At 63.0% G+C, this 26,647-nt stretch carries 23 protein-coding genes, 1 tRNA gene and 1 other RNA gene; 13 read left to right on the top strand and 12 right to left on the bottom strand.

Going from position 1 to position 26,647, the window contains the following annotated elements:
- Positions 1 to 47 precede the first annotated feature (47 nt).
- Both E8Q41_RS13075 and E8Q41_RS13070 read right to left on the bottom strand, forming a co-directional pair.
- Positions 48 to 124, bottom strand: a tRNA-His gene (locus E8Q41_RS13075).
- Between the two features lie 151 nt (positions 125 to 275).
- On the bottom strand, positions 276 to 728 hold the full coding sequence (locus tag E8Q41_RS13070; RefSeq protein WP_137155987.1) for a phasin: 453 nt from the start codon (positions 726 to 728) through the stop codon (positions 276 to 278).
- A 217-nt stretch (positions 729 to 945) separates the two neighbouring features.
- Here E8Q41_RS13070 and E8Q41_RS13065 point away from each other — a divergent pair, with 217 nt between their 5' ends.
- Both E8Q41_RS13065 and E8Q41_RS13060 read left to right on the top strand, forming a co-directional pair.
- A complete protein-coding gene (locus E8Q41_RS13065) occupies positions 946 to 4,494 on the top strand; it encodes a PAS domain S-box protein (protein WP_137155986.1) in 3,549 nt (1,182 codons plus the stop codon).
- 135 nt (positions 4,495 to 4,629) lie between these two features.
- On the top strand, positions 4,630 to 6,234 hold the full coding sequence (locus E8Q41_RS13060) for an iron ABC transporter permease (protein ID WP_246660178.1): 1,605 nt from the start codon (positions 4,630 to 4,632) through the stop codon (positions 6,232 to 6,234).
- Positions 6,235 to 6,253: 19 nt separating this feature from the next.
- Here the strand turns inward: E8Q41_RS13060 and E8Q41_RS13055 are convergent, their stop codons facing one another.
- A complete protein-coding gene (locus tag E8Q41_RS13055; protein ID WP_137155984.1) occupies positions 6,254 to 7,435 on the bottom strand; it encodes an amino acid aminotransferase in 1,182 nt (393 codons plus the stop codon).
- Between the two features lie 24 nt (positions 7,436 to 7,459).
- Complete coding sequence (locus E8Q41_RS13050; RefSeq protein ID WP_137155983.1) at positions 7,460 to 8,404, bottom strand: rhodanese-related sulfurtransferase; 945 nt, start codon at positions 8,402 to 8,404, stop codon at positions 7,460 to 7,462.
- A 122-nt stretch (positions 8,405 to 8,526) separates the two neighbouring features.
- Here E8Q41_RS13050 and E8Q41_RS13045 point away from each other — a divergent pair, with 122 nt between their 5' ends.
- Positions 8,527 to 8,814 carry a YciI family protein gene (locus E8Q41_RS13045; RefSeq protein WP_137155982.1) on the top strand — a complete coding sequence of 96 codons (288 nt, stop codon included), beginning with the start codon at positions 8,527 to 8,529 and terminating at the stop codon, positions 8,812 to 8,814.
- A 2-nt stretch (positions 8,815 to 8,816) separates the two neighbouring features.
- A complete protein-coding gene (locus tag E8Q41_RS13040) occupies positions 8,817 to 9,716 on the top strand; it encodes a DUF3445 domain-containing protein (protein WP_137155981.1) in 900 nt (299 codons plus the stop codon).
- Here the strand turns inward: E8Q41_RS13040 and E8Q41_RS13035 are convergent.
- Positions 9,700 to 10,146 carry a hypothetical protein gene (locus E8Q41_RS13035; protein ID WP_137155980.1) on the bottom strand — a complete coding sequence of 149 codons (447 nt, stop codon included), beginning with the start codon at positions 10,144 to 10,146 and terminating at the stop codon, positions 9,700 to 9,702. The genes E8Q41_RS13040 and E8Q41_RS13035 overlap by 17 nt on opposite strands.
- Positions 10,147 to 10,609: 463 nt before the next feature.
- Here E8Q41_RS13035 and E8Q41_RS13030 point away from each other — a divergent pair, with 463 nt between their 5' ends.
- From E8Q41_RS13030 to E8Q41_RS13005, 6 genes are all read left to right on the top strand, one after another.
- Positions 10,610 to 12,055 carry a homospermidine synthase gene (locus E8Q41_RS13030; protein WP_137155979.1) on the top strand — a complete coding sequence of 482 codons (1,446 nt, stop codon included), beginning with the start codon at positions 10,610 to 10,612 and terminating at the stop codon, positions 12,053 to 12,055.
- Between the two features lie 217 nt (positions 12,056 to 12,272).
- Complete coding sequence (locus tag E8Q41_RS13025) at positions 12,273 to 12,644, top strand: hypothetical protein (protein ID WP_137155978.1); 372 nt, start codon at positions 12,273 to 12,275, stop codon at positions 12,642 to 12,644.
- A 90-nt stretch (positions 12,645 to 12,734) separates the two neighbouring features.
- Positions 12,735 to 14,618: a 5'-nucleotidase C-terminal domain-containing protein gene (locus E8Q41_RS13020; protein ID WP_137155977.1), complete on the top strand. Its 1,884-nt coding sequence runs from the start codon at positions 12,735 to 12,737 to the stop codon at positions 14,616 to 14,618.
- A gap of 127 nt (positions 14,619 to 14,745) precedes the next feature.
- A complete protein-coding gene (gene hemH / locus E8Q41_RS13015; RefSeq protein WP_137155976.1) occupies positions 14,746 to 15,780 on the top strand; it encodes a ferrochelatase in 1,035 nt (344 codons plus the stop codon).
- A gap of 102 nt (positions 15,781 to 15,882) precedes the next feature.
- A complete protein-coding gene (locus tag E8Q41_RS13010) occupies positions 15,883 to 16,887 on the top strand; it encodes an SPFH domain-containing protein (RefSeq protein ID WP_137156008.1) in 1,005 nt (334 codons plus the stop codon).
- Positions 16,884 to 17,342 (top strand): NfeD family protein, encoded by a 459-nt coding sequence (locus E8Q41_RS13005; protein WP_137155975.1) that lies wholly within the window; start codon positions 16,884 to 16,886, stop codon positions 17,340 to 17,342. The genes E8Q41_RS13010 and E8Q41_RS13005 overlap by 4 nt, the downstream gene beginning before the upstream one ends.
- A 14-nt stretch (positions 17,343 to 17,356) precedes the next feature.
- Here the strand turns inward: E8Q41_RS13005 and E8Q41_RS13000 are convergent, their stop codons facing one another.
- Complete coding sequence (locus tag E8Q41_RS13000; protein ID WP_137155974.1) at positions 17,357 to 18,352, bottom strand: KpsF/GutQ family sugar-phosphate isomerase; 996 nt, start codon at positions 18,350 to 18,352, stop codon at positions 17,357 to 17,359.
- A gap of 171 nt (positions 18,353 to 18,523) precedes the next feature.
- On the opposite strand from E8Q41_RS13000, the gene E8Q41_RS12995 reads away from it, so the two are divergent.
- Positions 18,524 to 19,990 (top strand): outer membrane beta-barrel protein, encoded by a 1,467-nt coding sequence (locus E8Q41_RS12995; protein ID WP_170976469.1) that lies wholly within the window; start codon positions 18,524 to 18,526, stop codon positions 19,988 to 19,990.
- Between the two features lie 27 nt (positions 19,991 to 20,017).
- Here E8Q41_RS12995 and E8Q41_RS12990 read toward each other — a convergent pair whose 3' ends face one another.
- From E8Q41_RS12990 to E8Q41_RS12980, 3 genes are all read right to left on the bottom strand, one after another.
- The gene (locus E8Q41_RS12990; RefSeq protein ID WP_137155972.1) at positions 20,018 to 21,475 is read right to left on the bottom strand and encodes a UdgX family uracil-DNA binding protein; all 1,458 of its coding nucleotides are present in this window, start codon (positions 21,473 to 21,475) and stop codon (positions 20,018 to 20,020) included.
- Entirely contained in the window at positions 21,475 to 22,710 is a 1,236-nt protein-coding gene (locus E8Q41_RS12985; protein WP_137155971.1) for a putative DNA modification/repair radical SAM protein, read from the bottom strand. Before E8Q41_RS12985 ends, E8Q41_RS12990 begins: the two co-directional genes overlap by 1 nt.
- Before the next feature lie 100 nt (positions 22,711 to 22,810).
- Positions 22,811 to 24,592: an IlvD/Edd family dehydratase gene (locus E8Q41_RS12980; protein WP_137155970.1), complete on the bottom strand. Its 1,782-nt coding sequence runs from the start codon at positions 24,590 to 24,592 to the stop codon at positions 22,811 to 22,813.
- Between the two features lie 136 nt (positions 24,593 to 24,728).
- Here E8Q41_RS12980 and ybgC point away from each other — a divergent pair, with 136 nt between their 5' ends.
- Together ybgC and E8Q41_RS12970 are read left to right on the top strand one after the other, a co-directional pair.
- Positions 24,729 to 25,169 carry a tol-pal system-associated acyl-CoA thioesterase gene (gene ybgC, locus E8Q41_RS12975; protein WP_137155969.1) on the top strand — a complete coding sequence of 147 codons (441 nt, stop codon included), beginning with the start codon at positions 24,729 to 24,731 and terminating at the stop codon, positions 25,167 to 25,169.
- Positions 25,170 to 25,307: 138 nt separating this feature from the next.
- A complete protein-coding gene (locus E8Q41_RS12970; RefSeq protein ID WP_137155968.1) occupies positions 25,308 to 25,520 on the top strand; it encodes a hypothetical protein in 213 nt (70 codons plus the stop codon).
- Positions 25,521 to 25,537: 17 nt separating this feature from the next.
- On the opposite strand, the gene ssrS is transcribed toward E8Q41_RS12970, so the two are convergent.
- The 3 genes from ssrS to E8Q41_RS12955 all read right to left on the bottom strand — a co-directional run bounded on the left by ssrS (position 25,538) and on the right by E8Q41_RS12955 (position 26,424).
- A non-coding RNA gene (gene ssrS, locus E8Q41_RS12965) (6S RNA) lies at positions 25,538 to 25,694 on the bottom strand.
- 62 nt (positions 25,695 to 25,756) lie between these two features.
- Positions 25,757 to 26,128, bottom strand: a complete 372-nt coding sequence (locus tag E8Q41_RS12960; protein WP_137155967.1) for a cell division protein ZapA — start codon at positions 26,126 to 26,128, stop codon at positions 25,757 to 25,759.
- A 23-nt stretch (positions 26,129 to 26,151) separates the two neighbouring features.
- On the bottom strand, positions 26,152 to 26,424 hold the full coding sequence (locus tag E8Q41_RS12955; RefSeq protein WP_137155966.1) for a DUF4164 domain-containing protein: 273 nt from the start codon (positions 26,422 to 26,424) through the stop codon (positions 26,152 to 26,154).
- Between the last annotated feature and the right edge of the window lie 223 nt (positions 26,425 to 26,647).

Below are 26,647 nucleotides of genomic sequence, written 5' to 3'. Positions count from 1 at the left end.
AGCGCCTTCCGGGACGCCATGACAAAAAAACGATAAGGAGAAAAAAGTGGTACGGTTGGGGGGTCTCGAACCTCCGACCTCAGGAGCCACAATCCTGCGCTCTAACCAACTGAGCTACAACCGCATTGCCGAATGTCTTGCATTCGTGAGGGGGCAGATAACGGGCTTGCCGATATATTTCAAGCACTTTTTTCAAGAAAATTCATTTCGCGCCCAAAAAAGTAAAAGGCGCGGATGCCCAATTGGGACCCGCGCCGATCGGTGGTCGTCGAAGATCAGGCCGAGAGCTTGAAGCCGGCAAACGCCTTTTCGGCGGCGGCCTTGCCCGGCTTGGACACTTCTTCGGCAACCTTCTTGGAGGTTTCCTGCAGCGACTTCGCCTGGGCGACGGCGGCTTCAGCCTGCTTGCGCACGAAGGCGGTCTGCAGTTCGAAGAGTTCGGCGACGGACTTCACGCCGAGCAGCGATTCCACATGGGCGTAGGAGCTTTCGGTGTTGGCGCGCAGGATTTCGATCGCCTTCAGGCCGAATTCGACGGCGCCGGTCTGGGCGTTCTGCAGCGTGGCTTCCACGGTCTTGCTGGCTTCTTCCGTGGCTTCCTTCACCTTGGCGAGGGCTTCCTTTGTCTTTACCGAGCTCTTCTCGGCAAAGTCACGGAAGTTGTCGGAAAACTTGGAGGGATCGAAGGCATTGATGGCGAACACGTCGTCGGTCTTCTTGGCGGGCATGGGTGTCATCCTGATCTGGGGCGATCTCGGATCGCCGATGTTTCACTGTGAGATCTATATAGCATCACTTATTGTGCATTGCAACATTTATTGCATCGCACAAGATTAACCCTTCCGCGCATTTCGTCGCAGGCGCGGTGGACGCTCGGGGTCCGGCAAGCTATTAATAAAGCGTTAAGAGTAGCAGCCGCCTGTAATTGCGTATTCAAGGTTCGCCATGCCGCAGATCCATTATCCCTTTATCGACATCGCCGTGCACCCGATCGTGCGCGCGCGCTTCGCTGCGGGAGAAGCGATCGTGCTGTTTTCGCGCGATCTCGACGCGGTGCTCTGGGCCAATGGCGACGGCGCGCGGCTGTTCGGCTTCGCCAATATTTATGATTTCATGGAAGACGGGCCCGATCGCGGCGGCGTTTCCTTTCGCCAGCTCGCCTCGGCCGCCAGCCAGCTGACCCTCCCCGGCGACCGGCGCAACCTGATGATGCGCGTGGCTGCGGGATTTTCGAGCCAGCTCCTGAGCGCGGAAACGGCGCTGGTGTCCATCCGGCCGGGGGAAGACGCGGTGTTGTTCGCCGCGCCGTCGCAGGCGGCGGGCGGGCTTGAGGCGCGCATCCAGTCCATGCTGCGCGGTTTCGACGATCCCGACACCCATATGGCCGTGCTCGACGCCGACGGCGCGGTGCTTGCCGCCTCCCCCGGTTTCGAAACCCTGGGCGTGCCTCAAGAGACAACCCGCGCGCTGATCGCCTCGGTCGAGCGCAGCCCCGATGGGCTGGTCAAGCGCCCGATCGCCTCGTCGGCGGGTTACCTGCCGGCGGCGATCGGCAAATTGTCGGACAATCCGGCGCTGCATCTTCTGTTCTGCGTCGAGACGGTGCTCGGCCGCATGGACCCTCCCGGCGACGCCGGCCACACGACAGATCCAGAGCCGCAGACGACGCAGGAGACGGGGGTCGAACCCGAAGAAGCTGGAGTTTTTGCGACGAGCGAAATCCAGCAGCCGATCGTCATGGACCTGACCCCGTCCGACGAGGACATTCCCTCGGCAGACACCGACACGCCGGAGCCGCTGACGGCGGAGGCCGAGACGGCTGAGCAGGAACCGCTGCAGCCGGCGTATGAGCCGGTCGCGGCGGTCGCACAGCCAGAGCCGCTCGCCGAAGCCGAAGCCGAAGCCGAAGCCGAAGCCGAAGCCGAAGCCGAAGCCGAAGCCGAAGCCGAAGCCGAAGCCGAGAGTGACGACCAGTCTCTACGGATTGCAAGCGAAGAGATCGCGGCGCCGGCAAGCGAAGCGCCGTCCGAGCTCGCCGCGGCCGCCGAGCCTCTGGCTCAGCCGGCTCCGGTCTTCACGCCCCACAAAGGCGCACGCCCGGTGCGCTTCGTCTGGAAGCTCGACGCCGACGGACGCTTTTCCGACGTATCGGACGAATTCGTCCGCACCGTCGGCGAACGCGCCGGCGCGGTGAAGGGCAAGACCTTCCGGGAACTGGCCAATCTCCTCGGCCTCGATCCCGATGGCGAGATCGGACGCCTCTTGGAGCGGCGCGACACCTGGTCCGGTCGCACCATCCGCTGGCCGATCGAAGGTACCGATTATGTCGCACCGGTGGATCTGGCCGCGCTGCCGACCTATTCGCGCAACCGGGAATTCGACGGCTTCCGCGGCTTCGGCATCATCCGCATCGGCGACGCAGAGCGCGATCCGCACGCCATGGGCATGGCCTTCTCCGCGCCGGTCGCCAAGGCCGAAGTTCCGGACGTTGCAGCAGCTCCGGCGCTCGCCGAACCGACCGAGCCGACGCCGGTCGAGGCGGTGACGGAACCGGAGCCGCAGGAGATGACGCCCGCTTCGGATGAAACCAGCGAAGTAGACGATTTCCAGGGCGAAAAGCCGGCCATCCGCATCATGCCGGACCCGGTGCTGGAGCTGAACGAGAAGATCGTCAAGCTGGAAGAGCGCCGGTCCCGCGCCCGCGAAGGCCTGTCCGCCGCCGAACAGGCGGCGCTAAAGGAGATCGCGCGCCAGCTCGAACCCTTCGGCAAGCGCCCGAACGCCGATGTGGTCGCCTCGACGGAAGCGGAGGAGCAACAGTCTGCGGCCGATGAGACGCTCGAAAGCAGCGCCCAGCAAACGCCGGAGCCTGCTCCCGAGCCGATCTTCGCGGACCCCGAGGACATCGACTTCACTGCGCCGCTCGCTGAGGAAACGCCGGCGGTTGAACTGGTCGCGGTGGCGAGCCGCGCCGACGACACGGACGACGCCGACGAGATCGCCTCTGCGCCTTCGACGCGCGACGATGTCGAGCGTCTCGGCCTGACCTCGGCAGCCGCCGATCAGGTGCCGCTCGCGATGCTGATCCATGCCGGCGACCGGTTGATCCACGCCAACACCGAATTCCTGCGCTTCACCGGCTACGAGACGCTGGCCGCGCTCGAAGCGGCGGGCGGGCTCGACAGGCTGATCCATCGCTCCGACGATCATGTTCTCCTGAATCGCGCCGATGGCGAGCGCATTCCGGTGACCGCGCGCCTGCAATCGGTGAAGTTCGAAGGCGCGACCGCGCTCGCTCTGTCGCTGCAGGCGGCGCCGGCGCTGCTGCCCGATCCGCTCGAAGAGGACGAGGAAAGCGCCCGCCGCCTTTCCGCGATGAAAGTCGAACTCGACGAGTTGCATTCGATCCTGGAAACGGCGACCGACGGCGTGATCGTGCTCGACACCGAGGGCCGCATCCGTTCGATGAACCGCTCGGCGAGCGCGCTGTTCAATTTCGACGAGGGCGAGACTCGCGGCAAGCCTTTCGCCATGCTGTTTGCCCATGAGAGCCAGAAGGCGGTACAGGACTATCTCTCGGGCTTGAGCGGGCATGGCGTGGCGAGCGTGCTGAACGACGGTCGCGAAGTGATCGGCCGCGAAGCCTCGGGCGGCTTCATTCCTATGTTCATGACGCTCGGGCGCATGCCGGGCTCGAACAGCTATTTCGCCGTGATCCGCGACATCACCCAGTGGAAGCGGTCGGAGGAAGAGCTGCGCAACGCCAAGCGCGCCGCCGAAACCGCCAACCAGCACAAGAGCGACTTCCTGGCCCGCGTCAGCCATGAGATCCGCACGCCGCTCAACGCCATCATCGGCTTTTCCGATATGATCGCCACCGAGCATTTCGGTCCTGCCGGCCATCCGCGCTATGTCGAATACGCCCATGACATCGGCCGCTCGGGCCGGCATGTGCTCGACATCGTCAACGACCTCCTCGACATTTCCAAGATCGAGGCGGGCGAGATGGATCTCGACCTCTCGGCGGTGGCGATCAACGAATGCGTTTCGGAAGCCGTGTCGCTGGTGCAGCAGCAGGCCAACGCCCAGCGCGTCATCATCCGCACCTCGTTGTCGCAATCGGTTCCGAATGTCGTCGCCGATCTCCGCTCGATCAAGCAGATCGCCATCAACATTCTCGCCAACGCCATCCGCTTCACTCCCGCTGGCGGCCAGATCGTCGTCTCGACCGTCTATGAGCCGACCGGCGCGGTCGCCTTGCGCATCCGCGACACCGGCGTCGGCATGACGGCGGGCGAACTCGAACAGGCGATGAAACCCTTCGGCCAGGTGTCTCCTTCCGCCCGCAAGCGCGGCGACGGCACCGGTCTCGGCCTGCCGCTGACCAAGGCGATGACGGAAGCCAACCGCGCCGTCTTCGCCATCCGCTCGGCGCCGAACGAGGGCACGCTGGTCGAAATCCTGTTCCCGCCGCAGCGCGTGCTTGCGAACTGAGCGCCGCGGCGATAAGGCTCCGACCGAGGGCGGATCGCGCCCGACAGGCGGAAAAGGAACAGAGTGAGCGCTTATCGTCTCATCGCAGCCGGTCTCTTCAAGCCGCGGGCCCGGGGCGGCCATCCCGGCCTCGAGATCGGCACGATCCTGCTGTCGCTGATCGTGCTGACGCCGCTTGGCGCGATCCTTTGGATTGCCCTTTCGTCGGGGTCCGATGATCTCGCCCATGTGGCCGGCACCATTTTGCCGCGCGCGCTCTCGCGCACGCTCTGGCTTCTCCTGCTCATTTCTCTCGCCACCGGCGTCACCGGCGTCTTGACCGCCTGGCTGACCGCAACCTTCGATTTCCCCTTCCGCCGACTGCTGACCGTGGCTCTGGTCTTGCCGCTGGCGATGCCGACCTATCTCGCCGCCTATGCGGCAGGTGAATTCTTCGATTACGCCGGTCCGCTGCAACAGGCGGTCCGGGCGCTGGGCGGCTTCACGTCGGCGTCGGAATACTGGTTCTTCGACATCCGCTCGCTTGAAGGCGCGGTGTTCGTCATGGGCGCGGTGCTCTATCCATATGTCTATCTCTCGACGCGATCGGCCTTCCTCTTGCAGGGACGCTCGGCGGCCGATGTGGCGCGCACGCTCGGCGCCTCGCCGCTGAAAGTGTTCTTCACCGTGCAATTACCGATGGCCCGGCCCGCGATCGCCGCCGGCCTGACGCTGGTGATGATGGAGACGATGAACGATATCGGCGCGGTGGAGTATCTCGGCGTCAACACGCTGACCTTCGCCATCTACGACACCTGGCTGAACCGCGGCAGCCTCGGCGGCGCAGCGCAGATCGCCGCGGTGATGCTGGTCTTCGTGATCGGGCTGATCCTGGTCGAACGGCATGCGCGGCGGCTGCAGCGCTATGTCTCGGGCAAGGCGGCGCCGGCGGCAGCCGTCGCCCGGCCCCGCCTGAAGGGTGTGAAGGGCTGGGCGGCGACCTTCGTCTGCGCGGCGCCGGTTTTCGGTGGCTTCGTCATTCCGGGCGGCGTGCTGACGGCCTATGCGCTGAAGCGGTTCGATACATTCTCGGACCCCGCGCTCTACAAGGCGCTCGGCCATACGATCATGGTCGCCGGCGCAACCGCGCTGATCACGGTGATCCTCGCCTTCACGCTGGCCTATTCCGCCCGAGTCGGTCGCGGCCGGATCACGGCGCTTGCGGGCCGGGCGGCAACCTTCGGCTATGGCGTGCCCGGCACGGTGATGGCGCTCGGGGTGCTCATTCCGCTCGCGAGCCTCGACAATGCCGTGGCTGGATTTTTCCGGGAACAGTTCGGCATCCGCACCGGGTTGTTGATCACCGGCACCATGGCCGCGATCGTCTTTGCGCTGACCTGCCGTTTCCTGACCATGGCCGAAGGCGCCGTCGACGCCGGTTTCCAGAAGCTGCCGGTCAATCTCGATCACGCCTCGCGGACGCTGGGCCGGACATCCATGCAGACGCTGAGCCGCATCCTGATTCCGGCCATGCGACCGGCGGTGCTGACGGCGGGGCTTCTGGTGTTCATTGATGCGATCAAGGAATTGCCGGCGACGATCCTGCTCAGGCCCTTCAACTTCAACACGCTGGCGACGCTGGTCTATGAAGACGCCTCGCGCGCGAAGGTGGAGGATGCCGCCATTCCCGCGCTGATCATCATTCTCGCGGGGCTTGCGCCGGTGATCCTGGTGTCCCGGTCGCTGGAAGGGCGGCGGTAAACGCCGCCCTCGCCTGTCATTAGAGTACCGAGACGACCGCCTTGGCGAGGTCTTCGAGCCGGTCTTCCTTCAGGCCCGCCACATTGAAGCGGCTGTCGCCGACCATATAGATCCCGTATTCCTCGCGCAGACGATTGACCTGATCCTCGGTGATGCCGAGACGCGAAAACATGCCGCGATGTTCGGCGATGAAATCGAAGCGCGACGAGTTGGACTGGCGGCGCAGCGCCTCGGCGAAGCCGGTGCGGAGATTGAGCATGCGCAGCCGCATCTCTTCGAGCTCGGTCTTCCAGTTGGCCCGGAGCGCATCGTCTTCGAGGATGATGCGAACGGCGGCGGCGGCATGGTCCGGCGGCATGGAATAGAGCACGCGGGTGACGATCAGCGCCTGGCTGCCAGCGATCTTGGCGCGCTCGGCGTCGGGAGCGACGAGGATGACGGCGCCGACGCGGTCGCGATAGACCGAGAAATTCTTGGAGCAGGAGGTGGCGATCGCCATTTCCGGAACCTTGGCGGCGAGAAGGCGCACGGAAGCGGCGTCTTCCTCAAGCCCGTCGCCAAAACCCTGATAGGCGAGATCGACGAAGGGGAACAGGCCCTTCTCGACGAGGATGTCGGCGACGACGGCCCATTGGTCGAGCGTCAGATTGGCGCCCGTCGGGTTGTGGCAGCAGCCATGCAGAAGCACGACGTCGCCGGCCGGGATTGCCTTGAGCGCCTCGACCATGGCGTCGAACTTCACGCCGCCGGTCGCCGCGTCGAAATAGGGATAGGTCGCGGTCTTGAGGCCGCCAGCGGTCAGGATCGGCGCGTGGTTGGCCCAGGTCGGGTCCGACAGCCAGACGGTCGCATCGGGCTTGGCCTTCTTGAGCAGGTCGGCGATGGTGCGCAGCGCGCCCGAACCACCGGCCGTCTGGCAGGCGAACATGCGCGAGACGTCGGCGTCTTCGCCGAACACCAGCTTGAGCATGCCCTTGTTGAAACCGTCATCGCCGCCCATGCCGACATAGGTCTTGGTGGTCTGCGTGTCGTAGAGACGCTTCTCGGCTTCGCGCACCGCATTCATGATCAGCGTGCGGCCTTCGGAATCCTTATAGACGCCGACGCCGAGGTCCATTTTCTCGGCGCGCGGATCGTTGCGGTAGAGCACCGAGAGGCTGAGGATCTTGTCGGGCGGGGCGAGTGTCAGCGTTTCGAACATGAGCTTTTCCTAGCGTGTTGAAATTCAGGAGCCGAGATGCCGTGAACCGCGAGCGCGGGCGAGCTGCATCTGCTTTTCGCGGGAGCGGAAGCGGGCGCGATCCTCATCCGTGCGGCTGTCATGGCAATGCGGACAGCTGACGCCGGGCTCGAAGGTCTTGGCGGTCATGTCCTCGGCGGTCAGCGGATGGCGGCAGGCGCGGCACAGGCGATGGCCGCCCTCCTTCAGCCCATGCTCGACGGAGACGCGCTCGTCGAAGACGAAGCAGGCGCCTTCCCAGAGGCTTTCCTCGGCCGGCACTTCTTCGAGATATTTCAGGATGCCGCCCTTGAGGTGATAGACCTCGTCGAAACCCTGCTCTTTCATGAAGGCGGTCGCCTTTTCGCAACGAATGCCGCCGGTGCAATACATGGCGATCTTCGGCTTGTTGTGCAGGCCTTCATGCTCGCGGACCCAGTCCGGAAAGTCGCGGAAGGTCTTGATGCGCGGATCGACCGCGCCCTTGAACAGGCCGATATCGGTCTCGTAATCGTTGCGGGTGTCGATCACGATCGTATCGGGATCGGAGATCAGCGCATTCCAGTCCTTCGGCGCGACATAGGTCCCCACCACCCGGGTCGGATCGATGTCCTCCACGCCCATGGTGACGATCTCTTTCTTGAGGCGCACCTTCATGCGCAGGAAAGGCTCCTTGGAGGCGCGGCTTTCCTTGTGCTCCAGACCGGCGAATTCCGGCTGCGCCTTGAGAAAGGCGAGCACGGCGCGCACGCCGTCGTCAGGTCCGGCAATCGTGCCATTGATGCCCTCATGGGCGAGAAGCAGCGTGCCCTTGACCCCGCCCGCCTCGCACAACGCCTGAAGCGGTTCTCGAATGTCGCGAAAACGGGGAAAGGCGACAAAGTGGTAAAGCGCCGCCACGAGATAGGGCTGCGCAGGGGAAGAGCTGGGATTTGCGGCGTTTTCGATCATGGCGGCGGCATAATCCTTTTGGCGAAAAAGCGCAACGGCGCAGGCGGCTCGAAAGGCCCTCGGATCTTGCTTTCGGAGCGGGTCTCGACCACAGTTGGCGCCGGAAAAATCCGGAGCCCTTCATGCTGATCCTCGACCTCACCTATAAAGTTCCTCTCGATCAGGCGGATGCGCACATGGCGCCGCATCTGGCCTGGGTGAAGGAAGGCTATGACAAGGGATGGTTCCTCGGCTCCGGCCGCAAGACGCCGCGCACAGGCGGGGTGATTTTCGCCCGTGGCGACCGGGTGGAGATCGAGGCGTTTTGCGCCGCCGACCCCTTCGTGATCCACGGCATCGCCGATTACGCGATCACCGAAGTGACCGTAACCACGACCGCCTCCGGCCTAGAAGCCCTGAAAGACGGCTGATCATGACGGATGCGCTCCGTTACACGCCCTATGCCAGCGCGCTCAAGCCTTTCGCCATAGGCCTCTCGGCGATCGATCCGGCCGACTGGATCGAACCGGACGACGATCTCGCCGCCTATCTCGACGAGAAGGACCGACTGCTCGCCGAGCGGCGCGACGAGGTGTTCCAGGAGGATGGCGCCTCCCGCGCGGCGCAGGCGGAATGCCTGGCGCTTCTGACCGGTCACCTGCTGGCGCGCCATGGCGACCGCTGGCGCCAGACAGAGGGCGGCGTGAGCGTGGCGGGTCGGGACGTTCCTTTCCACTCGGACGAGGCGCTGCTGGTGACGGCGGGCCGGCTGGTGCAGGACGATCTCGCCATTCTCGAAAAGCGCAACGGCGCCTGGACGCTGACGGCGGGCTTCGTCGCCTTCCCGTCTGCCTGGTCCTTGCGGGAAAAGGCGGGGCTGCCGATGGAGGGCGTGCATGCGCATGTGCCCGATTACGCTGGCGGCACGCGCAACGCCATGATGCTCAGCCGCATCTTCGACAATCTGCAGCCGGACCTGCCGGCCATGCGGCTGAACTGGTCGATCTATCCGTCGGGGGATCTGTTCTGGCCGCCGGAGAAGGGCGCGCGCGCCGAGCGCAACACGTTCACGCCGGCGATCAACTTCATCCGGGTCGAACGCCAAACGCTGCGCCGCCTGCCGGAGACGGGCGCCATCGTCTTCACGATAAGGATCTACAACGATCCTATATCAAGGCTGAAAACGGATCCGGCCCTCGCCGCACTCGCCTCGGCGCTGGCCGACAAGCTCGGCGACTTCACGCCCGAACAACTCGCCTACAAGGGCATGGTCGCCCGTCGTGACGCGATCATCCGCTATCTGCGCGACGAGACGCCTAACGATAGGTCTTGACGATTAGGCCGCCCACCATTCTGACCGGCTTCGGCGAAACCAGAAGGTCCGTCGGCACAGACTCTTCCTGCCGGTACACGACCGTAACTACCGTTGCGCCCCGCCTCGCGACAGGGAGTGGGCAAGGCTCGTCCTCGACGCAATCGCCGTCCTGTCCGGCAGGGCCCGGCTCGCCGATATCCTCCGACTTCGTCGCCGCCGTGAGCGCCTGATCCCGCTTCAAGGCGGCGCGCAATCGGGCCTGGGCCCGATGCCGGCCGGCGTCCTGCTGACGACACGCCTCGGCGCGGAGATCGGCGCGGCAGAGTTCGGCAAGGGCGACGCTTTGCGCCTGGACCCTCAAGCCTGTCGTGGCGGGCCGCAGCAGTCCGCCGATCGCGCCCGTGATCACGCTCGCATCCGGAGCCGAGACATCCGCCGCGCCACGCAAGGCGATATCGGGGAAATCCGATAGACTGGCCCGGAAACTCTCGCCGGATAAATCCGGAATAGCGTCGATGACGGATATTGGCGCGACAAATGTAACCGTCTCGCGATATGTAACATTTGCAACATTGAATAGATCTAATATAAATAGAAAGAAAAATGACAGAAATATATTTCGAATTATACGCTCTCCGAATTGCATATTCGACACCCCGTTCGGCCAATATATATGAGGAATACGCAATACATTAGAGCTTTTAAGAAGCGAATCAGACAATCTAAGCTGTAAAATTTATATACCCATCGATTCACTAGACGCAAATCGGCGAATTTCCATTGTTCGCGAGGAACCGTGGAGACAGGCGGCTGCGCGACCACCCCGGCAAAGATTCCTGAGCCCTTTTTTGTGTCATGAAAATGTGTTTAGTGGAGGCGTCCATAGGGGACCACAGGAGAACCAGCCCAAAATGACAGAATCCACCCATCCGGTTTATGGCGAAATCACGGGTCCGATCGTGATGATCGGTTTCGGCTCGATTGGCCGCGGAACGCTGCCCCTCATCGAGCGTCACTTCAAATTCGACAAGAACCGCATGGTGGTGATCGATCCCAACGCCGACGAGAGCGGCATACTGGCCAAGCATGGCGTCAAGCATATCCAGGCGCATGTCACCAAGGACAACTACAAAACCCTGCTGAAGCCGCTCCTCAGCGAAGGCGAAGGTCAGGCCTTCTGCGTCAATCTCTCCGTCGACACCTCGTCGCTCGATCTGATGAAGCTGTGCCGCAAGCTCGGCGCGCTCTATATCGACACGGTGGTCGAGCCCTGGCTCGGCTTCTATTTCGACAAGGACAAGGACAACGCCGCGCGCACCAATTATGCGCTGCGCGAAACCGTCCGCGCCGAAAAGGCCAAGAATCCCGGCGGCGCGACCGCCGTTTCCTGCTGCGGCGCCAATCCCGGCATGGTGTCCTGGTTCGTCAAGCAGGCGCTGGTCAATCTCGCCCATGAGATCGGCCTCAAGTTCGAAGAGCCCGGCGCGGACGATCGCGAAGGCTGGGCCAAGCTGATGAAGAAGCTCGGCGTCAAGGGCGTCCACATCGCCGAACGCGACACCCAGCGCACAAAGAACCCGAAGCCCTTCAACACCTTCTGGAACACCTGGTCGGTGGAAGGCTTCATCTCCGAGGGCCTGCAGCCCGCCGAACTCGGCTGGGGCACGCATGAGAAATGGGCTCCCAAGAACGCCCGCAAGCACAAGAAGGGCTCCAAGGCCGGCATCTTCCTGGAGCAGCCCGGCGCCAACACCCGCGTCCGCACCTGGTGCCCGACCCCCGGTCCGCAATACGGCTTCCTCGTCACCCACAACGAAGCCATCTCGATCGCCGACTATTTCACCGTCCGCGACAAGGACGGCGACGTGACCTTCCGTCCGACCTGCCATTACGCCTATCATCCGGCCAATGACGCCGTTCTGTCGTTGCATGAAATGTTCGGCAATGGCGGCAACGCCCAGCCGGTGCTGCATGTGCTCGACGAGACCGAACTGGTCGACGGCGTCGACGAACTCGGCGTGCTGCTCTATGGCCACGAGAAGAACGCCTACTGGTTCGGCTCGCGGCTGTCACTGGACGAAGCCCGTTCGCTCGCGCCCTACCAGAACGCCACCGGCCTGCAGGTGACCTCGGCCGTGCTCGCTGGCATGGTCTGGGCGCTCGAAAATCCGGAAGCCGGCATCGTCGAGGCCGACGAAATGGACTACAAGCGTTGCCTGGAAGTGCAGTCGCCCTATCTCGGTCCGGTCGAAGGCCACTATACCGACTGGACGCCGCTCGACGGCCGTCCTGGCCTGTTCGCCGAAGATCTGGACACCTCCGATCCCTGGCAGTTCCGCAACATCCTCGTACGCTGAGAAATCGCGTCGAAACCCGCTCTGCAAGCGCCCCGTGCAACACGGGGCGTTTCTTTTTGTTGTGACGAATTGGAGCAGATCGCTCCCGATGAGCCTCCTTCCGCGTCTTCGAAGCCCGCAAAGCCTTGCTTTCGCAGCGCAATAGCGCCAGTATGGCGCAAACAATGCAGAGGCGACCGTCCCGCCGGAGGACAGTCGCAGCCTTCGGGAGACGCCAATGAAGCTATACGCCCTCGCGGCCATCGCCGCCGCCGCCACCCTCTCATCTTGCGCAACGGAACAGGCGAGACCCTTGCCGACGCAGCCGCAGCCGGTGACGATCGAAGGCACATGGACGGACCCGAACGGTCTTCTTTCCACCTTCCAGGCGGGCAATTTCAACACCCGGACCACCGACACCAACCAACTCCTCGCCTCGGGTACTTATGTGAAGGGCCAGGGCGCAAACCTTTATGAAATCAGCATGACCTCGCATGTCCAGAACAAGCAGTCGCGCGTCAATTGCGCGCTGATTTCGCCGCAACAGCTGAACTGCACCGCCGATTCCGGCGCTCAATTCACGCTCGTCCGCAAGACGGGCACGATGTAACGCCGCAAGAATGGGCGATGGATCGACGAATGACTGTCACAGGATGGGGCTAAAGCTCATCGCATGACGTTTTTTATGAGGGAGAAAAACATGACGAAACTACTTCGCCTGGCGCTGTTCGGCGTTTCGGCGCTTGCATTGTCCGCAGGCGCCGCGCTCGCCGATTATGAGCTGAACATCCTCCATATCAACGATTTCCATTCCCGCATCGAAGCAATCAACAAATACGATTCGACCTGCTCGGCCGAAGAAGAAGGCAAGAACGAATGCTTCGGCGGCATCGCCCGCATGAAGACGGCGATCGATCAGGCCCGCTCCGCCATCAAGGCCGCCAACGGCAATGTGCTGGTGCTCGACGCCGGCGACCAGGCGCAGGGCTCGCTGTTCTACTCGACCTACAAGACCAAGGCGATCGCCGACTTCATGAACGGCATCGGCTTCGACGCCATGGCGGTCGGAAATCACGAATTCGACGACGGTCCGGAAGAACTCGCCAAGTTCATCGACGCAGCCAAGTTTCCGATCATCTCCGGCAATGTCATGGCGCCCGCCAGCTCGCCTGTTGGCGGGAAGTTGAAGCCCTATGTGATCGCCGATGTCGGCGGCCAGAGGGTCGCGATCCTCTCCGTCCTCGCCACCGATACGCCCGAGACCTCGTCTCCCGGCCCCTCGATCCTGTTCGAGGACGAAATCACCTATCTCAAATCGGCCGTGAAGGATGTCGAGGCGCAGGGCGTCAACAAGATCGTGCTTCTGTCGCATGTCGGCTATCCCCGCGACAAACAGATCGCCGCAGCGGTTGATGGCATCGACGTGATCGTCGGAGCCCATAGCCACACGCTGCTGTCCAACACCGACGAAAAGGCAGCCGGCCCCTACCCGACCATGGTGAAGGATCCGGCTGGCATCGAAGTGCCTGTCGTCACCGCCTACGCCTATTCCAAATATCTCGGCGAGCTGAAGCTGGTGTTCGACGACGCCGGCAAGGTGAAGTCGGCGACGGGCGCTCCGAAGCTGCTCGACGCCTCGGTCAAGCCCGACGAAGCCTTCGCCGCCAAGGTGAAGGAACTCGGCGCGCCGATCGAAGCGCTGAAAGCCAAGGTGATCGGCGCGAGCACGGCGGCCATCGACGGCTCGCGCGACAATTGCCGCGCCCGCGAATGCGAGATGGGCAATCTCGTCGCCGACGCCATGCTTGATCGCGTCAAGGACCAGGGCATTCAGATCGCCTTCGCCAATGGCGGCGGCCTGCGCGCCTCGATCGACGCCGGCGACGTGTCGATGGGCGAAGTGCTGACGGTGCTGCCTTTCCAGAACACCATCGCCACCTTCCAGCTCAAGGGCGAGGACGTGGTCGCGGCGCTCGAAAGCGGCGTCAGCCAGGTCGAGGAAGGCAAGGGCCGTTTCCCGCAGGTGGCCGGCCTGAAATTCGCCTTCGACGGCTCCAAGCCCGCCGGTTCGCGGGTGTCGGACGTGCAGGTGAAGGACGGCGACGCCTTCAAGCCGATCGACCCCGCCAAGATCTATGGCGTGGTGGCCAACAATTACACCCGCCAGGGCGGCGACGGCTACAAGGTCTTCGCCGACAAAGCGATCAAGGCCTATGACTTCGGCCCGAGCCTCGAGGACACGGTGGCGGCCTATATCGGCAAGAACTCGCCCTACAAGCCCTATCTCGACGGCCGCATCACCGAACTCGCCAAGCCTGTCGTCGCCGAGCCCGCGGCAGAGGCGAAGCCGGCCGCCGAAGCCAAGCCCGCTGCAGAGACCGCGCCGGCCGCAGCCCCTGCTGCGACGGAAGCCGCCAAGCCGACCGAGACCAAGCATGTGATCGCCAAGGGCGACACATTCTGGGATCTGGCCGTGAAGTTCTATGGCAGCGGCTTCGACTGGAAGAAGATCGCCGAGGCCAACAAATCGCTCAAGCCGCGGGCCCTGCCCGTCGGTGGAGAGTTGACCGTCCCGGCCAAGTAAGCCGCGACATCGGCGCGCATAAGAGGCGGTCCGGACTTTTCCGGGCCGCCTTTTGTTTCTATACCCGTCGCAGTTCATCCGAAGGGCGACGCCCAGCGTAGAACAAGAATAATTCGAAGGATTGAGTATGAGCGCCGCGCCTGAGCATTTTCCGCCGAACCACCCACAGGTCAAAATCGGTAAGGTCGGGGTCCTCCTCGTCAATCTCGGCACGCCCGATGGCACGGACTACACGTCCATGCGGCGCTATCTCAAGGAATTCCTGATGGACCGCCGGGTGATCGAATGGTCGCCCTGGTTCTGGTATCCGATCCTGTTCGGCATCGTGCTCAACAAGCGCCCCCAGAAGGTCGGCAAGGCCTACGAGGAAATCTGGAACAAGGACTTGAACGAAAGCTACCTGCGCACCTATACGCGTTCGCAAGCCGAGAAGATGCAGACCCGCCTCGCCGACCTCCCCAATGTGGTGGTCGATTGGGGCATGCGCTATGGCCAGCCCTCGATCAAGGACCGCATCAATGCGCTGAAGGATCAGGGCTGCGACCGGATTGTGCTGTTCCCGCTCTATCCGCAATATGCGGCGGCGACGACCGCAACCGTCAACGACAAGGCCTTCGACGCGCTGAAGGCGATGCGCTGGCAGCCGGCGCTGCGCACCGTGCCGCCCTATCACGATCATCCCGCCTATATCGACGCGCTGGCCAAATCGATCGAGAAGCACCTCGCCAGCCTCGACTGGCAGCCGGAACTGGTGGTCACCTCCTATCACGGCATTCCGCAATCCTACTTCAAGAAGGGCGATCCCTATCACTGCGCCTGCTACAAGACCACGCGCCTGCTGCGCGAACGGCTGGGCTGGGAGAAGGAGAGACTCATGGTCACCTTCCAGTCGCGCTTCGGGCCGGAAGAATGGCTGCAGCCCTATACCGACAAGACCATGGAGAAGCTCGCCCAGGACGGCGTCAAGCGCATTGCGGTGATCAATCCCGGCTTCGTGTCCGACTGCCTGGAAACGCTGGAGGAAATCGCCGGCGAAGCCGGCGAGATTTTCCATCACGCCGGCGGCGAGAAATTCACCCACATTCCCTGTCTCAACGACAGCGAAGAAGGCATGGATGCGCTGGAAGCACAGGTGCGTCGCGAATTGATGGGCTGGGTCTGACGGCTGAAACCGCGCTCCCCTTGCAAATAAATGTCCGTCGTCCGACGTATACGTATAGGATGGAGCGGAACAGCAAGAGGGAGCGCACACGCCATGGAATTCCTGTCCGGAATGGATATCGCCGTCATCGTCGTGGTCGGCTTGATCATCCTCACCCTGTTTGCCGGCATCAAGACCGTGCCGCAGGGCTATAACTACACCGTCGAACGCTTCCAGAAATATACGCGGACGCTGCATCCCGGCCTCAACCTGATCATCCCCTTCATCGACACGATCGGCGCGAAGATGAATGTGATGGAGCAGGTGCTCGACGTGCCCACGCAGGAAGTGATCACCAAGGACAACGCCTCGGTGCGCGCCGATGCGGTGGCCTTCTACCAGGTGCTGAACGCCGCCCAGGCCGCCTATCAGATTTCCAATCTCAACCAGGCGCTCCTTAACCTGACCATGACCAATATCCGTTCGGTCATGGGTTCGATGGATCTCGACGAACTTCTCTCCAACCGCGACACGATCAATGAGCGTCTGCTGCGCACTGTCGACGACGCCGCCAATCCCTGGGGCATCAAGATCACCCGCGTCGAGATCAAGGACATCACCCCGCCCGCCGATCTCGTCGAATCCATGGGGCGACAGATGAAGGCCGAGCGCGAGAAGCGCGCCCAGGTGCTGGAGGCGGAGGGCTTCCGCGCCTCGCAGATCCTGAAGGCCGAAGGCGCCAAGCAGGCTGCGATCCTGAAAGCCGAGGGCGAGCGCGAAGCGGCGTTCCGCGAGGCCGAAGCCCGCGAGCGCATGGCGCAAGCCGAAGCCAAGGCGACGCAGATGGTGTCGGAAGCCATCGCCGCCGGCGACGTTCAGGCGATCAACTATTTCGTGGCGCAGAAATACACGGAAGCCCTGACTGCGATCGGCACCGCCGGCAATTCCAAGATCGTGCTGATGCCGATGGAGGCGTCCTCGCTGATCGGATCGCTCGGCGGCATCGGCGCGATTGCGAAAGAAGTGTTCGGGTCCGACGGAACGCCGCCTCGCCCCGTCACCCGCGTTGCCCCGGCCTCGACGCCGGTGGTCAATCCCTTCGCTCCGCGCACGGACGGCCAGTCATGATCATGGGTCTCATCCAGTCGCTGGGTCCATGGAGCTGGGTGATCTTGGGCGCAGCCCTGCTGGCGGCGGAAATCCTGCTGCCCGGCAATTTCCTGATCTGGGTCGGGCTCGCCGCCGTTGCGATCGGCGGCGTGTCGCTCGCGGCCTGGGATGCGCTCTGGTGGTCCTGGGAACTTCAATGGCTGGCTTTTGCCGCCCTCTCCTGCCTCTTCCTGTTCGTCGGCAGGGGCTGGCTGCGTCGAAGGGGCGGCGATAGCGACGAGCCTTTGCTCAATCGCCGCGCCCAGAGCCTGGTCGGCCGCATGGGCGATCTCATCGATCCCATCCACAACGGCTTTGGCCGGGTAAAGCTCGGCGATACGGTCTGGGTCGTCAAGGGACCGGATCTTCCCGCAGGCGCCAAGGTCAAGGTGATCGGCGCCGATGGCGCGGATCTGGTGGTGGAGGCCGGCTGACGCCGTCTGCTTCCTCAGGCGACTCCGATCCGGAGCAGATCGTGGAAATGCACGATGCCCTGGGGACGCTGGTCATCGTCGATGACGATCAGCGCCGAAATGCTGTGCTGCTCCAGAAGGGCCATGGCCGTCGCGGCCAACACGGTTTCCTTCACCGTCTTCGGATTGGGCGTCATAACGTCGTCGACATCCAGCACCGAGAGATCGCGGGCCAGATTTCGCGCCATATCGCCTTCGGTGACGATGCCGCACAGGCGTCCGTCTTCATCCACCACGCCGACGCAACCGAACCGCTTGCGCGACAGCACCAGCACCGCCTCGGGCATCGACGTGCCCTTCGGCACCAGCGGCACGCGCTCGCCGACATGCATGACATCGCGGACATGCGACAGCGTCGCGCCCAGCTTGCCGCCGGGATGGAACGTCTTGAAATCGCCCGCCGTGAAGCCCCGGGCTTCAAGAAGCGCCACCGCAATGGCGTCGCCGATGGCCAGCTGCATCAGCGCGGATGTCGTTGGCGCGAGCCCATGCGGGCAGGCTTCCTGCGATTTCGGCAGGCACAGCACGATGTCCGCGCTGCGCGCCAAGGTCGAATCCGCCCCTGATGTGACCGCGATCAGCGGAATCGAAAAACGCCGGGAATAGGCAAGGATGCCCTGTAGCTCGGTGCTTTCGCCGCCCCAGGACAGAGCGATGATGGCGTCATCGGGCGTAATCATACCGAGATCGCCGTGATTGGCCTCAACCGGATGCACGAAGAAAGCGGGCGTGCCGGTGGAAGCGAGCGTCGCGGCGATTTTGGCGCCGACATGACCGCTCTTGCCGATGCCGGTCACGATCACACGGCCCGCAATACTGCCCAGACGGGAGATCGCCTGGGTGAAGCTCTCCGACAACCCGTTCGACAGCGCCTTTTCGAGATCGGCAAGACCTGATTTCTCGGCTCGGATGGTGCGGATCGCGGAAAGAGCAGCGTCGCTCTCGGTGAATTTCAGAATGTTCTCGTTCATGTGGGTGGTTTACTCCCTCCGATGCGCTTGTCCAGAGAGGCGGAGGTTAAAAATCGATTTAAGGCTTCCGTCCGCTGCTCCAAGCGATGGTTCAAAGCCGTGATCGGAAACACTTCATTAACCTTGGTCCTTTACCAATGGGTAATCATTGACGCAAATCAACCGGTTCGCATGTCCAGACGCGCCCACGACGCCCGCTTCAAGTCGCGCATGTTCTCCACGCTGCTGATCGCGGCGGGCGTAGCGCTCGTTTCCGCAGCGGATGTTCAAGCGCAAAGCGCGCAGCCGACCACTCCAGGCGTCAAGCCCAACACGGATTGGTCTGCCGGCGATCCCACGGCAGAACAGAACGCAGATCCACAGGCGGCCGACGAGACAACGCAGGACACACAGCCGGCTCGAGATCCCGATCTCGACCAGAATGCCGTGGACGACGCAACCCTCCGACAGGACCTCGGTCGGCAGAATCTGCCGGACCAAGGCGTAGATGAACTTCGTCCCCGCGCCGCCGAAAGCGAGGAGACGCCCGGCATCCCGATCGGGACCTTCACCTTCCGACCGACGATCAGCAGCGGCGCCGGCTTCGAAAAAGAAAAGTCCGGCGATGCGACCAAGACCCGCTCCTATCTCCAGGCCGGTTTGAAAGGGTCTCTGACCTCCAACTGGTCCCAGCATGAATTGCGGATCGACACCAGCGGAACCTGGCAGAAAACGCTCAGCGGCTTCAAGAGCGATGATCCGGAAGGCAGCATCAACGCCGCGCTGCGGCTCGACATCTCCAACGACACGATCGCCAATTTGACCGCCGGCTACAGCCTCGCGCGCGAAGATATCGGCGACGCCAACGCCATCGACGGCGCCACTAACCAGGCTGAGGTTGCCACCTGGACGGCCGGGGCGTCGATAACCCGCGATCTCGGCCTGATTCGCGGCACGCTCGGCTTCGATTTCGAGCGCGAAACCTATGGCGACGCCACGCTTTCGAGCGGTCAGAATCTGGATCAGTCGGATCGCAACCAGAACACCGCCACGCTGCGCGGACGGCTGGGCTATGAGCTGTCGCCCGCGATCATTCCCTTCATCGAGGCCTCCTATGGCCGGATGATCTATGACAATGAGCGCGACAGCACAGGCTATATGCGCGACGCCGATCTCTACGCCGCCAAGACCGGCGTGGAGTTCGACATGGGCGAAAAGCTCCGCGGCGAGCTCGGCGCCGGCTATACGGTCGCCGACTTCAAGGACGGCAGGCTGGATTCCCTGTCCGGCCTGACCATAAACGGCGACGCCAACTGGTCGCCGCATCGCGGCACGGATGTCGAATTCGGCCTCAAGACCGAAATCGAACCGTCCACCTCCGCCGGGTCGAGCGGCTCCATCGCCTATACTGCCGACATGGCGTTGACCCAGGTGATCATCGACGAGCTGAAGGGTAAGCTCTCGGCCGGAACCACCTGGCGCGACTACAAATCCGCCGCCGCCAACCAGACCGTCTACGATCTCGGCGCCGGCCTCACCTGGGGCGTGTCGCGCTCGCTCGACGTCACGGCGGATGTCGCCTGGGAGCGTTCGTCGCAAAAGGGCTCGGCGTCACAGGAAACGCTGACCGGACTTGTCGGCTTGTCGCTGAAACGTTGATCCGCCGAAGGCGCTGCGTCGTGACCTTCAGGGGCCAAGATCGGAAAAAGCCCGCGCCAGTCGTCTCATATCGGCAATGAAGGCGCCGCGCGCTTCGGCCACGGCGTCAGCCGACCCAGCCCTGAGCACGGCAGATGGATGGATGGTGATGAAAACGCGCGTCTCGTCTTCAAGGCGCTCTACACTGCCGCGTCGTTTGAGAATGTCCTCGCCATGTCCGGTAACCGCATAGGCGGCTGTAGCGCCGAGAGCCACGATCATCTTCGGCCGGGTGAACTGACGCTCCAGATCCAGCCACCACCGGCAGGCGATCACCTCGCCTTTATCAGGCCGCTTGTGGATGCGACGCTTGCCGCGCGGCTCGAATTTGAAATGCTTGACCGCATTGGTGACATAGGCCTGGGCACGGTCGATGCCGGCTTCCGCAAGAGCGGCGTCGAACAGTTTTCCGGCGGGGCCGACAAAGGGACGTCCGGCGAGATCTTCCTGATCGCCCGGCTGTTCGCCGACGAACATCAGGGGATTGCGCGGATTACCTTCGCCGAACACGGTCTGCGTGGCGTTGCAATAGAGGTCGCAGCGGGTGCAATGCCGCGCTTGTGTCCGCGCTTCGTCGAGCGTCTCCGGAACCTTGCCGGCATCGGGAAGATCGACCTGCCCCACCCGGCTGAGAATACGCTCTGCGCGCGGAGACGGCAGTGTGGGCATGGCCGCGCGCATCTCCTGCACCTGCCGTTCGGCGCCGGCGATGAGCTCGGGAATGAGCCGGGCCTCGGGAAGGTTCTTCCAGTATCTGACCGGCATCTCGCTCTTCATCGCCTTCACCTTCAACCGGGCGGGATTGAAGATGTTCCGATAGTAGGTGCGCCAGAGATCGTCGGCGGCGTCTTCGGGCATATCGGGCCGGCCCTCGCAGGGCGAGATCGACAAGGCGCCGTCGAGGAACAGCGCCGCCGCGCCCGGGGTGACGATCATCCAGTCCATATCGGCGAATCGGCGAGCGAAGAAGGGCGCCGTGCGCTCGAGGATAAAATGGTCTGGTTCGAACCAGGCGGCGAAACGCCGTCTGATCCCCTCCCCTCCAACTTCGCGGAAACGGACGAAGGCCTTCATCTTGTGGCTATCGCGCCGGACGGATTTCTCCATCGCCATGATGGCCGCGACGTCACGGTCGGACTGATCCTGCAGGATGCTGCGATCGGCCTGCAGCCGGAACAGCAGGCGATAGGGAAGGCTGAAGCGCTCCGGGCCGGAATGGCAGAGCGCGGCCTCGGCGAGCGGCAGGAAGGCGGTGGGACTGCGCGGCTCTGCAATCGGCGTATATTTTCCCTCATCCGTCAGGTCGAAGCCGCCGAAGAGATCGCCGCCCTCGCCGTCGAGCCGCCAGGAGACGGACTCGGGCGGCGCGCCTTTCAGGAGGAGCGCCCGCGCCTCGCTCCGCCAGGCCTCTGCAAAGCCCAGTTTCGGCAGGATGACCGAGACCATCAGAACAGCGATAATTGCTGCGGCGCAGGCTGGAATTTCGCCTTCAGCCCTTCGGAATCGGTGAGGCCGCGCGGGTTCCAGTCGACACAGGCGATGAAGGGTCGCGCCTTGCTCATCACAGCGCCGAGCCGGACGAGATCGTCGTAGCGCAGCGACTTGATGCGCCGCGACGTCAGAATGCGGCCGATCGATTTGGAGCCGAAGCCCGGCACGCGCAAAAGCGTTTCCTTCGCCGCCTTGTTGACGTCGACGGGGAAGACGGCGCGATTGGCGAGCGCCCAGGCCAGTTTCGGATCGAGATCGAGATCCAGCATACCGCCCGGTTGCGCCGACATGATCTCGCGGGCGGAAAAGCCGTAGAACCGCGTCAGCCAGTCGGCCTGGTAGAGCCGATGTTCCCGGATCAAGGGCGGCTTGATCAGCGGCAGCGCCGAGGACGAATCCGGAATGGGGCTGAAGGCGGAGTAATAGACGCGCCGCAACTGATAGCCGGAATAGAGGCTTTCGCTGCGCACGAGAATATCTTCGTCGGTGGAGGCGTCAGCGCCGATGATCATCTGCGTGCTCTGGCCCGCCGGCATGAAGCGCTTCTTCTTCTTGGTGATCGGGCTCGGTTCGGAATGTTCGTCGATCTTGAGGCGGAGATCGGCCATGGATTTGCGGATCGACACCGGGCTTTTCTGCGGCGCATAGCGCGTGACCGACTGGTCCTGCGGCAATTCGATGTTGATCGACAGGCGATCGGCGTAGAGCCCTGCTTCCTCGACCAAGGCAGGCGCGGCGTCCGGAATGGTCTTGAGGTGGATATAGCCCCTGAAACTGTGGACCTGTCGCAGGTCGCGGGCGATGCGCACCATATCCGCCATCGTGTCGTCGGGCGATTTGATGATGCCAGAGGAGAGAAACAGGCCCTCGATATAATTGCGGCGATAGAATTCGATCGTCAGCCAGACGACCTCGTCGGGCGTGAAACGCGCACGCTGCACATTCGACGACGCCCGGTTGATGCAATAGGCGCAGTCATAGATACAGAAATTGGTCATCAGGATCTTGAGCAGCGAGATGCACCGCCCATCCGGCGCGTAAGCATGACAGATGCCCATGCTTTCGGTGGAGCCGAGCCCCTTGCCGTCAGCCGAATTGCGCTTGGCGGTTCCCGAGGAGGCGCAGGAGGCGTCATATTTCGCGGCATCCGAAAGGATCGCGAGCTTGTCCCGAATCTTGAGCTGAACCATGCGTTCACTTTATGTTCCGAAAACTTAAAGTGCAAGCTATGACAAACGCCTGCGTTGTTTCTACGCAGGCGTTCGAAAGCCGGATCGGCCACCGAATGGATCAGTGATTGTGCCGGGGCGGCGTCTTGGCGATCTGGCGGAAGTCCGCCGCGCCCTCGATCACCGCGCCGTCGGACAGTTGCGTGACCGTCTGGCGGTATAGCCGCTGCCAGGGCGTCGCGTCGGCTGGCACGGCGGGGATGCCGTCCTGCTTGCGCCTGGCAATCTCGGCCTCATCCACCAGCATGTCGCAGCGGCCCTCATTGAAATCGATGCGGATGACATCGCCGCTGCGCACCCAGGCCAGCCCGCCGCCGGCGGCGCTTTCCGGCGCCGCGTTGAGGATCGAAGGGCTGTCTGCGGTGCCGGACTGGCGCCCGTCGCCGATGGTCGGCAGGCTCTTGATGCCGCGCTTGAGGATATGATCCGGCGGCTGCATGTTGACCACCTCGGCAGATCCAGGCCAGCCCAGCGGCCCCGCGCCGCGAATGACGAGGATCGTGCGATCATCGATATCCAGCGCCGGGTCGTTGATACGCGCGTGGTAGTCTTCCGAGCCGTCGAACACCACCGCCTTGCCCTCGAACACGCCTTCGCGACCCGGCTCCGAGAGATAGCGGCTGCGGAAATCCTCGGAGACCACGCTCATCTTCATGATGGCGAAATCGAAGAGATTGCCCTTGAGCACCAGGAAACCGGCGCGGTCTTTCAGGGGCTCGGCATAGGGACGGATGACCTCCCGGTCCACCGCTTCGCGGCCTTCCAGGTTTTCCGCCATGGTCTTGCCGGTGATCGTGCGACAGTCGCCCGCAAGCTTTCCGGCCTGCATCAACTCCCACATGACCGCCGGCGTGCCGCCGGCGCGATGATAACGCTCGCCGAGATAGGCGCCCGCCGGCTGAACATTGGCGAGCAGCGGAATGTCGAAGCCGTGAACCTGCCAGTCCTCGGGATAAAGTTCGACGCCGGCATGCTTGGCCATGGCCGCGAGATGCGGCTGGGCGTTGGTGGAGCCGCCGATGGCGGAATTGACCTTGATGGCGTTGAGGAAGGCGTCGCGCGTCAGAATGTCGGACGGCTTCAGATCCTCCCAGACGATTTCGACGGCGCGGCGGCCGGTGCGATAGGCCATCTGACCGCGCTCGCGATAGGCGGCGGGGATCGCGCCGCAGCCGGTCAGCGACAGGCCGAGCGCCTCGGCAAGCGCGTTCATGGTCGAGGCCGTCCCCATCGTGTTGCAATGGCCGATCGAGGGGGCGGAATCGAGCGCGGCCTGCAGGAATTCCTCGCGGTCGATCTCGCCGGCGCCGAATTTGCGCCGCATGCGCCAGATGACCGTGCCGGAGCCCGCCAATTCCCCTTCATGCCAGCCGTCCAGCATTGGCCCGCCCGAGAGAACAATGGCGGGAATGTCGACGGTGGAGGCGGCCATGATCGCTGACGGCGTCGTCTTGTCGCAGCCCGTCGTCAGCACCACGCCGTCGAGCGGATAGCCGTACAGCACTTCCACGAGACCGAGATAGGCGAGATTGCGGTCGAGCGCTGCGGTGGGGCGCTTACAGTTTTCGAAGATCGGATGGGTCGGAAACTCGATCGGGATGCCGCCCGCGTCGCGGATGCCGTCACGGACGCGTTTGGCGAGATCGACATGGTGCCTGTTGCAGGGCGTGAGATCGCTGCCGGACTGGGCGATGCCGATGATCGGCTTGCCGGACCGAAGCTCTTCGGGCGTGACGCCGTAATTCATGAAACGCTCGAGATAGAGCGCGGTCATGTCGATATGGTCGGGATTGTCGAACCAGTCCTGCGACCTCAGACGACGCTTTTCGTGTTGACCGGACATGGCGCTCCTCCTTCATGCTGGCTGCGCTAGCTCTATCGTCGGCGCCGGGGCCAAACAAGGGCGAAGGCGCCGCGTTGCGTCTTGGACTTTGATCGGAGGGCGTGTACAGCGCGATCGACGTGACGAAGGATTACCCATGACCCAGACAATGATCCCGCTCGCCGGCGCGTTGACGCCCGAAGGCCACCGCCTGACGCAGCGCGTCTATTACGAGGACACCGATTTTTCCGGCGTGGTCTATCACGCGCGCTACCTGCATTTCCTGGAGCGCGGCCGCACCGACTTCCTGCGCTGTCTCGGCGTGGAACAAGCCGACATGACCGTGGAGGGCGAGAAGGCCGCCTTCGTCGTCCGGCATATGGATATCGATTTCCTCGCCTCCGCGCGCATGGACGATATTCTGACGATCCTGACCCGGACCGAGACAGCCGCCGGCGCGCGCATGGTGCTGCGTCAGACGATTTTGAGGGAGAATGTGCGGTTGATGGAGGCGTCAGTGACCATCGCGATCATCAACGCCGCGGGCCGCCCCAGGCGCTTACCCACGGATTTACAACAGAAAATGCTGGGAATGTGAAACCTGTTCATACTTTCTTGCTGCAACGCGGCGCAACGTTTTAAGAAACTCTAAAAGAATCCTGTTCCCTTGGGAACAGACCTATGCTTAAAAGCATCCTAATCAACTGCATGTCCAGTTGAGAGGGAGGCCACCGCAATGCAATACTTCGTCATGACGGCGATGACTATTCTTGCTTTTCTTGTCGCGGCCACCGCGACGGGCGGTCCGTCCAATGTTTCCTCCAGCGCCACGACAGCCCTGTATTCGGAAGACGCCGCCGCAACCGATAAGAAATGCGCGATCCGCCGCGAATGGGCGACGGATTTCCATGGAAAACCTTATCTCAGGAAGACCCGCATCTGCGGGTGACGAAAGCTTGGGGAAGAGTGCGATCCACGACGACCGGTGGAAGTTCGATCCTGGGCGCCTACAAAAGTAGGTGGGCGCCATGTGCTCCAGCCCACAGGCCAAAACAGGGACAGCTCCCATAAGATCGAGTATGGCCCCAAGGAAAAGTTTTCCTGCCGAGGAGCGCAGATCGCAACTTCAATATAATGATTTTCTGGGGAAACAAAAGGGATGCGGCTCGAAAAAGCTGAGATACGCTAAGCCTGTTCCCGAGGCCCTTCGAGCTTGGCGGAGATTTCCTTCACCTGCTGGGCGATCTCGCTGATCATGCCCGCAACAGCGGCGTCATTGCGTTCGGCCGCGGCGGTCACGCCTTCGCGCGTTTTGCGAAGCGTCTCGACTTCGTCGAGCAGTTCGTTCTTGGCTCGATTGGCTTCGAACAGTTCATCCATCACCATGATGCCCGCCATCACGGTCAGGCGGAGGTCGCCGATCTCGCCGAACTGGCGTTTCAGATGGATGACATATTGATCGAAATTCTGGGCCAGCCCGGTCAGATGCGCTTCCTGTCCCTCCTCGCAGGCCATGCGATAGGACTTGCCGTCGATCGTCACTGTGACTTGAGCCATGCCTACGCACCCACACCGGTCTGTCAGCGGTCGAGAACCGCCCTGATTGTTTCCATGGCCGTCACGAGGCGTCTCGAGACTTCGCGATTGACTTCTTCGAGGCGATTGGCCCGGAACTGCGAATGGTCCAGCTCCTGCGCCAGCCGGGAACGATCCGCATGCGTGCGCCGGACTTCCGCCTCGAGTTCGGCCGAGTCGCGCTCCCGATCGAACCGTCGGTCGATCGCGCGGTCGAGGTCTCCGAGCGCGCGGCGCAACTCCTCGAAAGCCGACATGACTGCTGGCCCTGCTTGCATCGTTCCTGTCATCCAAAAAGCGGCGAATCGCCCCTGCTGCGCTCACCGTGCGAGAGGCCTGATAGTAAGGGAAGGCTCCTTCATCCGTCAATCGATCAAAATGTCGGTAAATCAGGCTATTCTGTGGAAGAGTTGCAGTGCCGTTTCGTTGGCTTTCCGGCCTGCCCCTGAAACCATCCGGCGGGTGGCGCACAAATATTGGCCGCAAGCCTCGCGCATATGC

This window comes from Rhizobium sp. FKL33 (genome assembly GCF_005222915.1).
In the GTDB taxonomy this organism is placed as follows: Bacteria; Pseudomonadota; Alphaproteobacteria; order Rhizobiales; family Rhizobiaceae; genus Rhizobium_E.
Note: the sequence above shows the minus strand (reverse complement) of the source record. Positions and strands in the feature narration are given on the sequence as shown.